Genomic DNA, 14,133 nt, shown 5'->3' with positions numbered 1-14,133 from the left:
GCACCTAATGTGCGGTATTATTTTAGAAAATTTTTTAAATGAAAATGACTTTCTAAAATTGGAAACGCAAGTATGGCAAAATTCCATACTTGCGTGAGTTAATATTAATTAGATAAATAATCTAATCAATGTATTTTATTTAGCAATGCCAGTGAATTTAAATTCATAGCTTACATCGAATGGTTTCCACCAACGGCCAACACCAGTTTCGCTATCTGTATGACGGTGCATACCTGCTTTTGGTGGCGGATCAATGTGATAAGTTAATTTATAGTTACCTGCGCCCATCATTTTAACATTAGCACCATAGTGAGGACCATCACCAGCCACCATTGGCATGAAAGTACCTTCTTGTTTTTGGTTTGTATCTGTATTGACTAAAGTATAGTTAATCGTTAGGTAAGGCATCCATTCACCTTCACCAAAGCCATTTTTATTGCCTTTCACTGCATGAATATCAGCTTCTAAGTGAATATCAGAATCTTTAGCTGATAATCCCATACCACGAGGTTCCATATCCACAGGTTGTAAATATACTGCAGCAATTTCCATTTCATTCATGGTTTGAGCTTCACCAATTGGATATTCTTGGAAAGCTAATGCTGATGTAGACGCGAAAACACCTGCTAATAGCGCAGTGGCTAAAAATGTTTTTTTCATCATAGGATTTTTCCTTTCTATTGATTGAATTTTTCTTACTTTTAGTGCTAAAAATAAGTACAAATCCCCCCAGCTTAACCGCGGTTTCAGCTTTCTTACAATATATGTAAGTCGCTCGGGCGGTTCAGTTGGGGAGCCGAATGACCGAGCGATTAAGGCTTAATTATGATGATTGCTTTTTACTTTGATATTTCATATAGAATAATGCAAAGAGGGCAGCAATCACTAAAATAATCTGTGGTGTTAAGGTTTCTACATAAGGATAGATACCTAACCAAGAAATTTCAGGTAATCCTGATATTAATGTCGGTTCAAATAATTTTCCTTCAATTAATTCAAGAATACTTTTACCAGCAAAAACAAATGCCATTAGATACATAAAACCACCTGTAAATAGGAAGAATGGTTTTAATGGTAATTTAACAACGGTATAACGCATAATAAAGTAACAGATGGCAAGGATAATGACGCCAACTAAGAAACCTGCTAATAAGTAAAAATAACTACTTGAACTTGAAGCATCACCAATAAGTGCATAATAGAATAGTACCGTTTCAGCACCTTCTCGATATACAGCCAAGAAACTGGTGAACCATAGACCAATGACAGATCCAGTTGTTAAAGCGGTAGATAATTTGCCTTCTAGGTAGCGTTTCCAGTTTTGGGCTTCTACTTTAGATAATAGCCAATAACTCATACCGAAAAGCATAAATACCGCAATAATCATTGTAAAGCCTTCAAGTAATTCTCGATTTGCACCAGAATTCTCAAAAATCATCTGGAATAACCAAGCAGTAATTAAACTGGCTGCTAAGGCAACATAGACAGATTGGCGAATAGTCGGTAATTTATCTTGATGATTATTTTTTACTAAATAAGCAACAATTGCAGCAACAATTAATAAAGCTTCTAGGCCTTCCCGTACAATAATCAATAAACTATAGAGGAACATTCCCCAATCACTTTGGTTATTGCCCTGTAACATAGTGACTGCCTTGCTTAGATCATTGCTTAAGCCAGAAGCTTGTTCTTGTAATTGTTCAGTACTTGCATTGGCTTTCATTAGTCCTACTAAACGAGTAAAGTAACCCTCTAATTGCGTTTTAAAATTAGAGTCACGAGAACCCACTTTGTTCTCCATACCTGTACTCTCAAAGATATCAAAATAAGTATTTTGGATATCTAATATAGCTTTTTTAGCCGCACCGCTACTATAAGTCTTAATCGCTTTTTGGATACGTTGATTAATTTCGTTGCTCACGGCTGCCCAATCTTGCTCAGATGCTGTATCTTGAACATTTTTAGTATCTGATGACTGTACTATTTGGCTGTCACGAGTTGTTGGTAATTGAGGGAGTTGTTCTTCTATAGACTGAAGCAATGTAGTTGCTTGATAGGCGATCGCCTCTAATTGATTAGGCTGTTCACTTAAACGAATAAGATCATAAAATTGTTGATTAATATCCGCAGAAATACTAGCTGATCTATTTTGTCTAATAGACATTTCCATTTCAGAATTTTTAAAGCCATCATATTGCGCTTTTTGGAAAAGTGTTTTAGCCGTAGCCAGATCATTTTTTTGATAACTGCTAATTGCATCAGCAATCAGATCATCAATAGTTTTAAAACTTTGTTGCCAGTAAGGAGCAATTTCTTGATTATCATAAGCACCATGTTGACCTTCAGCATTTAATTGATGACCAGCATTCAAAGCGGGTAATACTTCATCAAGATCAGCTTTCAAACCATTTATTTTTGTCTGAACCTCATCTAGTGATTTACCTTCACCAATCATTTTCCGAATTTCTCCGAAAGTTGCTTCCATTTGATAACTTTTTTGTGCAGAGAAATTGATGCGAATTGGACCTTCTAGATTTTCAAAAACTTCAAAATAAGCCATTTGAACCTCAGTTCTGGCTTCATCAATATTTTGTTGCTGATATAAATTGGCTGTTTTATCTAGACGCCCTTTAATATCATCAACAAAACTGTTGAAATTGTCAGCAAAGGCTGTATTGATAAAGAAAGAAAATAGTAGAAGAATTAAAGAACGGTAGAAATTCATATACCATGTACCTTAAATTGAATAAGATTGATTATCATCTCAGTGCATTATGCACCTATTATTGTATAAATCAAGATAGAGTTCCTATTAATATGATATAAAACAAAAAATAGCTAAAAAATATTATTTTCTTGATTAGAATATAAATAATTAAATGAATTAAATTAGATATTTAGCATAATTATGTGGGCTAGATCACAAAATAAGAAACTGATAATTGAAGGGGTAATAAATATTGATTATGCTAACCAGCAATAAAAATAAGTGCTATAGCAATAGCCTAATATTTTGCTTTCCGAGTAGTGCCTTTCCTAAGGCACTTTTTTTTGTCTAAAATATGATGAATTTATTAAACAATAAAAAACCGCACTTAAAAAGTGCGGTTTTATTTTAGAAAATTTTATTAAGCCATTAGCATTGAGTGGCTTGAATCGCTGTTAGTGCGATGGTATATACGATGTCGTCAACTAATGCACCACGAGAAAGGTCATTAACAGGCTTACGCATACCTTGCAACATTGGACCAATTGAAACCAAATCAGCTGAACGCTGAACAGCTTTATATGTCGTATTACCTGTATTTAAGTCTGGGAATACAAACACTGTAGCTTTCCCTGCAACTTTAGAGTTTGGTGCTTTAGAACGTGCAACATCTTCCATAACAGCTGCATCGTATTGTAATGGGCCATCGATCAATAGATCTGGTCGTTTTTCTTGTGCTATACGAGTTGCTTCTTTCACTTTTTCTACGTCTGCACCTGAGCCAGATGTACCAGTAGAATAAGAAATCATTGCTACACGCGGTTCAATACCAAATGATTTAGCAGATTCTGCAGATTGAATAGCAATTTCTGCTAATTGTTCTGCATTTGGATCTGGATTTACTGCACAGTCACCATAAACTAAGACTTGATCAGGTAGCAACATAAAGAAAATAGAAGAGATAATTGAGCTACCTGGAGCTGTTTTAATGATTTGCATTGGTGGACGAATTGTATTTGCAGTAGTATGAACTGCACCAGAAACCAAACCATCAACTTCATTTGCTTCTAACATCATTGTGCCTAAAACCACGGTATCTTCTAATTGCTCACGAGCTGCTTCTTCAGTCATTCCTTTGGCTTTACGCAATTCAACTAGACGAGCTACGTAGTTTTCACGTACTTCGTTAGGATTGATAACAGTGATTCCTTTACCTAATTGTACTCCTTGCGATTCAGCGACACAACGCACTGAAGCTGGATCGGCTAAAAGTACACATTCAGCAATACCACGTTCAGCACAAAGTACCGCAGCTTTAATGGTGCGAGGTTCATCTCCTTCAGGGAGAACAATACGTTTCTTAGCTGCTCGGGCTAATTCTGTTAATTGATAACGGAAGGCTGGAGGCGATAGACGATGAGCACGTGCTGAAGCTGATGCTAATGAATGGATAAAATCTCCATCAAAATGTTCACTTGTATATTGTTGGATATTCTCAATACGTTCCTTATCATCAACAGGTACTTCAAGATCAAAATTTTGTAAGCTTAATGCAGTTTGCCATGTGTTACCTTCAATACGGAATACTGGTAACTTAGTATTTTCAAATACTGGATTACATAATTTTTTGACTTGAGAATCTAGTTTATAACCACCCGTTAATAAGATACCGCCTAGTTCGATACCTGAGGTTGCAGCGAGTGCGGCAGCAGTTAATACTTCAGGACGATCCGCAGAAACAACTAAGAGACTACCTGCCTTAAAGTGTTCTAACATATTAGGCAATGTTCTTGCACAGAAAGTAATTGAACGAATACGGCGGTTCATATCTCCTTCGTTAAGGATAGATGCACCTAAGTGTTTCACTAAGTCAATTGCACGACTAGCAATGAGTTCTGGCGCCCATGGGATAATCGCTAGAATTTTAATTGGACTATTTTCAAATAAATTATAGACTTCCTTCACTTTATTTTGGCTGTGTTGGAATGAATCAAAAATTTCAGTTAAATCAGGGCGAGTGCGACCAGTTTCATCAACAGGAGCATTAAATTTGTTAATCACAACACCTAATAAGTTAGGGTTGTTTTTACCACCAAACGCAGCAGTTGCTGTTTCAATACGCTCTTTTAATTGTGTTGGGGTGGTTGCACCAGGTGAAGCAACTAAAATAATTTCAGCATCTAATGCTTGAGCAATTTCGTAATTTACCGTATTGGCATAAGTATTTTTACGAGTTGGCACTAAACCTTCAACAATAACAATATCATTGTTTTTATTAACTTTTTGATATTGAGCGACAATTTTTTCCAATAGAACATCAGTCTGGTTTTGACCAATTAAAATTTCAGCTTCACTAAGCATGACCGGTTCACTTGTTTCAATGGTTGCACTGTTACGAACGATTGAAGTTGTACGGTCAAGAGTATCTTCACCAGAGCGAGGTTGTGAAATAGGTTTCATAAAACCAATTTTTGTTCCTTTTTGTTCTAAAGAACGAATAAGACCAAGGCTAACGCTAGTTAGTCCTACGCCTGCACTGATTGGAACAAGAATAATAGTACGTGACATAATAAACCTTAGAATGTTAATTGTTGAAAAAAGAAACTGCCGATTTATTCGGCAGTTTATTATTTAATTAATCTTTAATACAAAGACGTGCGGTATCTTGAGCGATAACCAATTCTTCGTTTGTTGGAATTACCATGGCTTGGAATGCAGAATCATCTGTTGTGATTATGCCTTCATGGCCGAAACGAGCGGCTAAGTTACGTTCATTATCAAGTTTGATACCAAATAATTTTAAGTGTGCTAAAGCTAATTCACGCACATGAGCAGAATTTTCACCAATACCACCAGTGAATGCAATAGCATCTAAGTGATCATCACCTAAAACAGCCATATAAGCACCGATATATTTTGCTAAACGATAGCTATATACTTCTAATGCACGTTTTGCTTCAGGTTTAGAAGCATCATCATAATTATCTTCAGCATAACGGCAGTCACTGGTTACTTCAGTTAAACCTAAAAGCCCTGATTTTTTCACGAGGACTTCTTCAGCTTGTTCAATTGTCATACCTAAGTTTTTGCATAGGAAGAACACTACTGCTGGATCGATATCACCAGAACGAGTACCCATTACTAAGCCTTCTAATGGAGTTAACCCCATTGATGTATCAATACATTTTCCATGACGAACAACAGAGACAGAACCACCGTTACCTAAGTGACAAATAATAGCATTCACTTGGTCTACTGGTTTGTTGACACGTTTAGCAACTTCCGAGGTGATAAATAGATGACTTGTACCATGTGCACCATAACGACGAATACCGTGTTCTTTATATAAGCTATAAGGAATAGCGTATAAATATGCTTCTTCAGGCATAGTTTGGTGGAATGCTGTATCAAAAACCACCACATTTTTATCTTTTAAATGAGGGAAAATTTTGAATGCTTCTTTAATACCAATTAAGTGAGCAGGGTTATGAAGTGGAGCAAATTGAATAGCATCTTCAATACCTTTCACTACTTCATCTGTTACAACAACAGAAGAAGTGAATTTTTCACCGCCGTGTACAATACGGTGACCGATTGCAACAATCCCTTCTTTTAAAGTCGGGTCTAATGGGAAAATATGATTTACGATGAAGTTTAATGCTTCACTATGAGCAGCACCTTTACCTAAGTCAGCATTGCCTTTTTCTCCATGGAGTTTCCATTTTATACGAGCATCATCTAGGAAAAATGCTTCAGCAAGACCAGACAATTTTTCTTCACCAGTTTTAGGATCTAACACAGAGAATTTTAATGAAGAACTACCGCAGTTAAGGATAAGAACTAATTTTTGAGACATAAATAACCTATCATATTGTGGGTTTCAGATTTAAAAGGATATTCGCTCATAGAAGAACGAACACTCATATATCTTAATGATAATAGCGAGTAGGATACACTTTTTGAAGCATAAAATAAATTATGAAGCGTCTAAAAAAACGATTTAAGTCAAAATAATTCAATTTTTAATTAATTATTATACAATATAGGAATGAGTTATTTTGTTAAGGATAAATATGATATGGGCTTTTTTTCTACGTTATCTCAAGGACAGACTTACTTGAAAACTTGGCCATTAGTGCCTAAATTATCAATTATTTTTCCTGAAAATCGGATTATTAAAGCCACTCAATTTGCACAAAAGGCGATGCCATTCGTTGCCGTGTTCTCTATTGTTTGGCAACAGTTTTATGCAAAACATGATCATTTTTCATTAGCGATAGCTGTAATATCTGCAATCGTAGCTTTGTGTATTCCTATACAAGGCTTATATTGGCTAGGTAAACGTGCTGTAACTAAGCTTCCTCCACAAAGTGCGGTCAAATTTTTTGAAATTTCTAATCAATTTAATAAAGAAAATATGACAACGTCACAAATAACTTCTCCAACGTATCAAGATTTAGCTAATTTATTAGCTAAAATTGATAAATCCAAAAATACAGCATTCTGGGATACACTTTAGTATTGATAGAGCGTTTAACCATAAATGGCTGTTTAGCTTAAGATAGAACAATGGTATAGTATACATTTGGTGGTCATTTTATGACTGGGTAAATAAAATTTAACTTACGCAAACGTTTTCTTTTTTGTAAAATTCGGTAGAATAGCACAGAAAAAATAGACGTATTGTTTTTTAGAGAATTATTAATGATTGATTATATTATCATCGGTATTATCCTTTTTTCGATCGTCGTGAGCCTATTACGTGGCTTTGTCCGAGAAGTAATGTCACTTGCCAGCTGGGTAGTTGCATTTATTATCGCAAGTCAGTTTTATCCTTATTTGGCAAATTTATTAACTCAAATTGAATCAGAATATATCCGTAATGGAGCGGCCATTGGTATTTTGTTTATTCTGAGCTTAATTGTGGGAGCCGTTATCAATTATGTGGTAGGGCAACTTGTTGATAAAACAGGATTAAGTGGCACAGATCGCGTATTAGGTGCGTGTTTTGGTTTTTTACGTGGCGTATTAATTGTCGCAGCATTGTTATTTTTCGTTGATACCTTCACCAATTTAGACCAAAGTGAGTTATGGAAAGAATCGAAAATGATTCCACATTTTGGCTTTATTGTTGAGTGGTTCTTCGAACAGTTGCAAGCAAACTCAAGTTTCTTAAACTCAACCCTAGGTAAATAAGAGGATAGCACTAATGTGTGGTATTGTTGGAATAGTAAGTCAAACCCCTGTTAATGAAAAAATTTATGCTGCATTGATCTTATTGCAGCATAGAGGACAAGATGCTGCGGGGATTGTTACTGTAGATGATGAAAACCGTTTTCGTTTACGTAAATCAAATGGTTTGGTCAGCGATGTATTTCAACAAGTCCATATGTTACGTTTGCAAGGTCATGCTGGAATTGGTCATGTTCGTTATCCTACAGCAGGAGATTCAAGTGTTTCGGAAGCTCAGCCATTTTATGTTAATTCTCCTTATGGTTTAACGCTTGTTCACAATGGTAATCTGACAAACGCTTCGGACTTAAAAGAAAAGCTTTTTCATATTGCTCGTCGTCATGTGAATACTAATTCTGATTCTGAATTACTATTAAACATCTTAGCTAATCACCTTGATGATACTAAAAAGTATCAATTAGAACCCCAAGATATTTTTAATGCAATACGAGCGACTAATCAAGATATTCGAGGTGCTTATGCCTGTATTGCTATGATTATTGATCATGGTATGGTGGCTTTTCGCGACCCTAATGGTATTCGTCCTTTAGTGTTAGGAAAACATGAGGAAAATGGCGTAACAGAATATATGTTTGCATCTGAAACCGTAGCCTTGGATGTAGCAGGATTTGAATTTGTAAGAGATGTAAAACCTGGTGAAGCAATTTATGTAACCTTTGATGGTAAACTTTATTCGGAACAATGTGCTGAACATGCCAAATTAAATCCATGTATTTTTGAATATGTCTATTTTGCACGTCCAGACTCAATAATAGATGGCGTTTCTGTTTATGCAGCTCGTGTACATATGGGAGAGCGTTTAGGCCATAAGATTGCTCGTGAATGGAAGGATGAGGTGGATAATATTGATGTAGTTATTCCTATTCCTGAAACATCAACAGATATTGCTCTACAAATTGCTAATGTATTGAATAAACCTTATCGTCAGGGATTTGTGAAAAACCGTTATGTCGGCCGTACTTTTATTATGCCTGGACAAGCACAGCGAATAAGCTCTGTTCGTCGTAAATTAAATACGATTGCTTCGGAATTTAAAGGTAAAAATGTTTTATTAGTAGATGATTCTATAGTTCGGGGAACAACCTCTGAACAAATTGTTAATATGGCACGTGCAGCAGGTGCGAAAAAAATCTATTTTGCTTCTGCGGCACCAGAAATTCGTTATCCAAATGTGTATGGTATTGATATGCCAAGCAAGCACGAGTTGATTGCTTATGGTCGTTCTGTTGAGGAAGTGGCAAAGCTAATAAATGTGGATAAGCTTGTTTTCCAAAATTTAGATGATTTAGTGAAATCAGTTCAACAAGAAAATCCTAATATTAAAGCTTTTGATTGTTCTGTCTTTACAGGACAATATATTACAGGGGATATTAATGATGAATACCTTGATAATATTGATAAACAACGTAATGATAAAGCAAAGAAAAAACGTGAAACTAATGCTGCATACTTAGAGATTCATAACGAAAATTAAATTTTATCTATTAAATGCATTTTCGAAAGCGATCATATGATTAGATATGATCGCTTTTTTTATAAAATGAATTTTTGTTAAAATATCATTATAGCTTCTGTTTAATAAGATGAATAACCTAACGTTGAATTAAATAACGCAATGTTGTGCCATCTTGTTCAACGCTTAATAATGTATAGCCATGATTTTTACTGTCAACAGGGATATTATTAATAGATTGAGCACAATCGCTGAGTAGTTCTAGAATTTCACCTTGTTTTAATTCAGGCATCGTTTCTAACATGGCAATTGCAGGATAGGGACAAGGTTCACCTAAGGTATCCAATGTATAATCTGGTGTGATATCTTTCGGATCTTTGTCTAATTTTTGAATGATAGTGAATGTCATTGTGTTTTCCTTATTTATTTAAATTTAACAGCTGATTTAAGCTAAGTTTGTTTTAGTGATAATTTTAGCTTTTGCTTTGGCTAAAAAATATTTTTCCCACCACACTACAGCAATAAGGCAAATTATTAATAGTCCATAATTAATCAATAACCCACCTACTGAGCCAAAAGTTTTTAATAAATTGAGTTTTTCATAATTTAATACGAGTACAGGTGCGAGATCATCCCAAAGGTAAGCAAGTAGGGTAGATCCTGCCACATTTCCCACGCCAACCCACATAAAGTGAACTTGTCCCTCCATTGAACGATACATCCAGCCAGTTTCACATCCCCCAGCTAATACAATGCCAAAACCGAACAATAAACCGCCAATGATTGCATTGGGTCCAGCCCACATAATCTTGGCAGGTACGCCGAGCTGAATATAACTAAATACGCCAATAGTTCCAGCAAGAATGCCAAAGATAATGGCTTTTGCCATATAAGAACGACCAGAGACCCATAAATCACGGAATGCAGAGGTAAAACAAATTTGTGCTCGCTCAATTAACAAGCCGAAGGCGAGTCCACAAAGCATTGCAAAACCGAGTTTTATAGAAGATTGCATGACATACAGTGAAATAAGTAAATAGGCAAAAAAGATTAGCATTCCAATCCAGAAACGCCGTGTCGCCTGTTTAGGATCTTTCTCCTTTAACTCTGCGGCTCCTTTTTTTAGGGTAAGCTTGACACGAAATATCGGTAATAATGTCACTTTTACACCCAAATAAGTACCAACTGCGGTAGCAAGAGTGAAGAACCAGGCATGAACGGAAAATTGAGGAATTCCTGTAAATAATGATGCAAGGTTACATCCCATGGCTAAACGAGCGCCAAAGCCAGCTAATGCGCCACCAATTAATGCTTGCATAATACGTCGCTTATGAGGTTGGTTACGCCATTTTATATTATTTGCCCAAAGAGCAGCAGAAATGCAACCAGCAAACATACCGAGTATCATAACCCCATCAACACGAGTAAACACCGTCCCTTGCATACCAATGATTTTATAGTAGCTCCATTCAGAAACATTGACTCCAAGTAATTGTAGAAGATGACCTCCCCAACGTGTAAATTCACCTGTAACTGCCCAATAAGTACCAGTAATACCAAAATAATAGGCAGAAATTAATCCCGCAGCGGTAACCGCAACGATAGGATTCCAATATTTGATTAAATAATTTTGTTTGAATTGTTGCAAAATCTCTTTCATAAAAATATCCAATAAGAAGAAATTGCAAGAATGGTATAAAATGGGAAGATGTCATGGGACAGTGATTCACTCATTTTCCTATACACAAAACTTGCGATATAACTAAATGAATGTCGAAAATTGACGAAGTGTATTTTACGTAATACTTAGCAGAAAGAAAAGACTTAAAATAAGATAAAAAAATAATGCCTGATAGGCAGACATTATTTTTAAGCTGCAGGTAATTTAATTTCTCGAATCGCCATATTAAGACCATCAATCATGAGAAGTCGCCCACATAAATTTTTTCCGATTTTTAACCGCACTTTTATGGCTTCCAATGCTTGTAATGAGCCTACAACACCAACAATAGGAGAGAGTACGCCTGCTTCTACACAGCTGAGGGCATTGGCTCCAAATAATTGACTCAATGAATGATAAGTTGGAGTATGCGGCTCATAAGTAAATACTGAAATCTGCCCCTCCATGCGAATTGCTGCGCCTGAAACTAAGGGAACTTTAGCTTGCTGGCAACAAGTGTCTAGTTGATTTCTCGTATCTACATTATCGGTACAGTCTAAAACCACATCAAAGTGCGGTATGATTTCAGATAATTTTTCTTCAGATAATAATCCATTAATGGTGCTAATTTCTACATGAGGATTAATTGATTGTAAAGCCATCTTCGCAGATTCTACCTTAGGCATATCAATACGTTCATCTGTATGAAGAACCTGACGTTGCAAATTAGAAAGTGACACGGTATCAAAATCTAATAAGGTCAAATGGCCAACACCCGCGGCGGTAAGATATTGGCTTGCAGAACAGCCTAACCCTCCCAAACCTACAATTAGCATATTGCTATCTTTTAAGCGTTCTTGCCCATCAAAATCAATGGATTTTAATACCAATTGTCGATTGTAACGGAGCTCTTCAGCATGAGTAAGTTCAGTCATAATAAATTAACCTAATAAATGATTGAAAGGCTCAATAGTCACTGTTTCGCCAGCTTCAACATTGCCACGCTCACGTTCAAGCACAATAAAACAATTACTTTTTACAAATGAACCAAAAACATGTGAACCTTGTAATCCGACCGCTTGTACTTCAATTTGCCCTTGAGCATTAACATGATAGAAACCACGTTGAAAATCTAAACGACCTGGTGATTTTTTCAATTTGTTCACTGAGATTGCCATAAGCTGTTGAGGTCGTTTATAGTTTTGAATTCCACTCAATTTGGCAATAACAGGTTGCACCAATTGATAAAAAGTGACTAATGCAGAAACTGGGTTACCAGGTAAACCGCAAAACCAAGCATGAGGCAATTTACCAAAAGCAAAAGGTTTTCCAGGTTTAATCGCTAATTTCCAAAAGTTAATTTGTCCTACTTTTTCTAAAACGGTTTTAGTAAAATCAGCTTCACCAACTGAAACTCCACCACTAGTGATAACAAGATCCGCTTGTTGTTGTGCTTCAATAAAGGCTTTTTCAAATTGTTCTTCATTATCAGGCAGGATACCAAAGTCTAAAATTTCGCAATTTAATTGCTCGAGCATAAGTTTTACTGCAAAACGATTGGTATCATAGATTTGACCTTCGCCAAGTGGTTTTCCAACGGGAACTAATTCATCACCCGTAGAAAGTACAGCAACTTTTAAACGAGGGAATACTTTGACTTCAGGAATACCAAGGGAGGCTAATAATGGCAATGAAACTGTATTTAACACCGCACCGATATTTAAGACCACGTCTCCTTTTTTTACATCTTCGCCTATACGGCGAATATTTTGTCCTAATTTAGGTAATTGAGAAACCGTGATTGAACCATCTTCGTTAACAATGACTTCTTCTTGCATAATCACTGCATCTGTACCCGCTGGAATCATTGCGCCCGTCATAATTCGAATGGCACTTTGGGCTGTCCATTCACCTTCGAATGGAATACCAGCAAATGATTTGCCTGAGATGCTGAGGGTAAGTGATTTTTCTAAATCAGCCAGACGTACTGCATAACCATCCATTGCTGAATTATCAAATGAAGGGACATTGATAGGAGAAATTATCTGTTGAGCACAAATCCGATTTTGAGCTTGTGCTAAAGAGAGCGTTTCAGTATTTTCAAGAGATGGTGATGGAATTGTGGTCATTAATTTATCTAAAGCTTGTTCAAGCGAAATTAAAGCATTCATTTGGGTTAAATCCTGTTTTCAAAAAAATTATTGATAAGTATATAGAAATATTTAAAAAATTGCTAAAAACTTGTGATAGCTCAATGTTTATTCCTAAAAAATATTTTAATATTTTAAAACATAAATAGAAGGGGATGGATCTTATGAGTGCTTTTTTTGTAACAGGAACGGATACAAATGTTGGGAAAACAACAGTAAGCCGTGCAATTATTCAGGCTATGCAAAATGTGGGCATTCAAACCGTTGGATATAAACCCCTTGCGTGTGGGCAAGATGAACCTGTGTATATTGATGCTCAGAATGGGCCACGAGATGATTATGGTAAACGAGATAATCATGATGTTTTAGTATTAATGAATTCTACTCATGAAAAAGTGAGTTATGAAGATATTAATAGCTACACATTTGAGCATACTATGCCAATGTTAACAGAAGATACAAAACGTATTAATATTGAGAAAATTAATGCTGATCTAACACGCTTATCTTCACAATATCAATCAATTTTAGTAGAGGGTACTTTTGGTTGGCTTACACCGATCAATAAACACTATACTTTTGCAGATTGGGCAGTAAAACAAAATATGCCAGTAGTATTAGTTGTCGGGATTAAAGAGGGTTGTATTAATCATGCTTTACTGACAGTGCAATCTATTGAAGCAATGGGCTTGCCGTTGTTAGGTTGGGTTGCGAATCGAATTAACCCAATGTTGGGTCATTATGCGGAGATTATTGATGACTTAAGTCATCGGATTAATGCGCCATTATTAGGTAAAATTCCTTATCTTCATAAACCTGAAACTCAAGAATTAGGACATTATATTACAGATATTGAAAGATTGACGTATATGAAAACGGAATTATTGAAATAAATAAAAGGCTTAAGTAA

General features: G+C 35.8%; 12 protein-coding genes. 4 read left to right on the top strand and 8 right to left on the bottom strand.

Annotation, left to right across the window (positions count from 1 at the left end):
* Positions 1-135: 135 nt before the first annotated feature.
* The 4 genes from HMPREF1052_RS02190 to HMPREF1052_RS02175 form a co-directional block, all read right to left on the bottom strand.
* Positions 136-660, bottom strand: coding sequence for an iron transporter (locus HMPREF1052_RS02190; protein WP_040596188.1), 525 nt, complete (start codon positions 658-660; stop codon positions 136-138).
* A 163-nt stretch (positions 661-823) separates the two neighbouring features.
* Positions 824-2,725 (bottom strand): FTR1 family iron permease, encoded by a 1,902-nt coding sequence (locus HMPREF1052_RS02185; protein WP_005759013.1) that lies wholly within the window; start codon positions 2,723-2,725, stop codon positions 824-826.
* Between the two features lie 411 nt (positions 2,726-3,136).
* Entirely contained in the window at positions 3,137-5,275 is a 2,139-nt protein-coding gene (gene pta / locus HMPREF1052_RS02180) for a phosphate acetyltransferase (protein ID WP_005759202.1), read from the bottom strand.
* A gap of 67 nt (positions 5,276-5,342) precedes the next feature.
* The gene (locus HMPREF1052_RS02175; RefSeq protein ID WP_005758809.1) at positions 5,343-6,563 is read right to left on the bottom strand and encodes an acetate kinase; all 1,221 of its coding nucleotides are present in this window, start codon (positions 6,561-6,563) and stop codon (positions 5,343-5,345) included.
* A 222-nt stretch (positions 6,564-6,785) separates the two neighbouring features.
* On the opposite strand from HMPREF1052_RS02175, the gene yfbV reads away from it, so the two are divergent.
* The 3 genes from yfbV (at position 6,786) to purF (ending at position 9,434) form a co-directional block, all read left to right on the top strand.
* The gene (gene yfbV, locus HMPREF1052_RS02170; RefSeq protein WP_005758924.1) at positions 6,786-7,226 is read left to right on the top strand and encodes a terminus macrodomain insulation protein YfbV; all 441 of its coding nucleotides are present in this window, start codon (positions 6,786-6,788) and stop codon (positions 7,224-7,226) included.
* A 185-nt stretch (positions 7,227-7,411) separates the two neighbouring features.
* Positions 7,412-7,903: a CvpA family protein gene (locus HMPREF1052_RS02165; RefSeq protein WP_040596165.1), complete on the top strand. Its 492-nt coding sequence runs from the start codon at positions 7,412-7,414 to the stop codon at positions 7,901-7,903.
* 13 nt (positions 7,904-7,916) lie between these two features.
* Entirely contained in the window at positions 7,917-9,434 is a 1,518-nt protein-coding gene (purF, locus tag HMPREF1052_RS02160) for an amidophosphoribosyltransferase (RefSeq protein ID WP_005759083.1), read from the top strand.
* Between the two features lie 118 nt (positions 9,435-9,552).
* On the opposite strand, the gene yedF is transcribed toward purF, so the two are convergent.
* The 4 genes from yedF to moeA all read right to left on the bottom strand — a co-directional run bounded on the left by yedF (position 9,553) and on the right by moeA (position 13,244).
* A complete protein-coding gene (gene yedF, locus HMPREF1052_RS02155; RefSeq protein ID WP_005758852.1) occupies positions 9,553-9,822 on the bottom strand; it encodes a sulfurtransferase-like selenium metabolism protein YedF in 270 nt (89 codons plus the stop codon).
* A 36-nt stretch (positions 9,823-9,858) separates the two neighbouring features.
* Positions 9,859-11,073, bottom strand: coding sequence for a selenium metabolism membrane protein YedE/FdhT (gene yedE, locus HMPREF1052_RS02150; protein WP_005759009.1), 1,215 nt, complete (start codon positions 11,071-11,073; stop codon positions 9,859-9,861).
* A 209-nt stretch (positions 11,074-11,282) separates the two neighbouring features.
* On the bottom strand, positions 11,283-12,008 hold the full coding sequence (moeB, locus tag HMPREF1052_RS02145; protein WP_005759108.1) for a molybdopterin-synthase adenylyltransferase MoeB: 726 nt from the start codon (positions 12,006-12,008) through the stop codon (positions 11,283-11,285).
* 6 nt (positions 12,009-12,014) lie between these two features.
* Entirely contained in the window at positions 12,015-13,244 is a 1,230-nt protein-coding gene (moeA, locus tag HMPREF1052_RS02140) for a molybdopterin molybdotransferase MoeA (RefSeq protein ID WP_005758888.1), read from the bottom strand.
* Between the two features lie 143 nt (positions 13,245-13,387).
* On the opposite strand from moeA, the gene bioD reads away from it, so the two are divergent.
* The gene (bioD, locus tag HMPREF1052_RS02135) at positions 13,388-14,116 is read left to right on the top strand and encodes a dethiobiotin synthase (protein ID WP_005759238.1); all 729 of its coding nucleotides are present in this window, start codon (positions 13,388-13,390) and stop codon (positions 14,114-14,116) included.
* Positions 14,117-14,133: the final 17 nt, after the last annotated feature.

This window comes from Pasteurella bettyae CCUG 2042 (assembly GCF_000262245.1).
GTDB classification, from domain to species: Bacteria; Pseudomonadota; Gammaproteobacteria; order Enterobacterales; family Pasteurellaceae; genus Basfia; species Basfia bettyae.
This window is presented reverse-complemented; position numbering and strand designations above follow the sequence as displayed.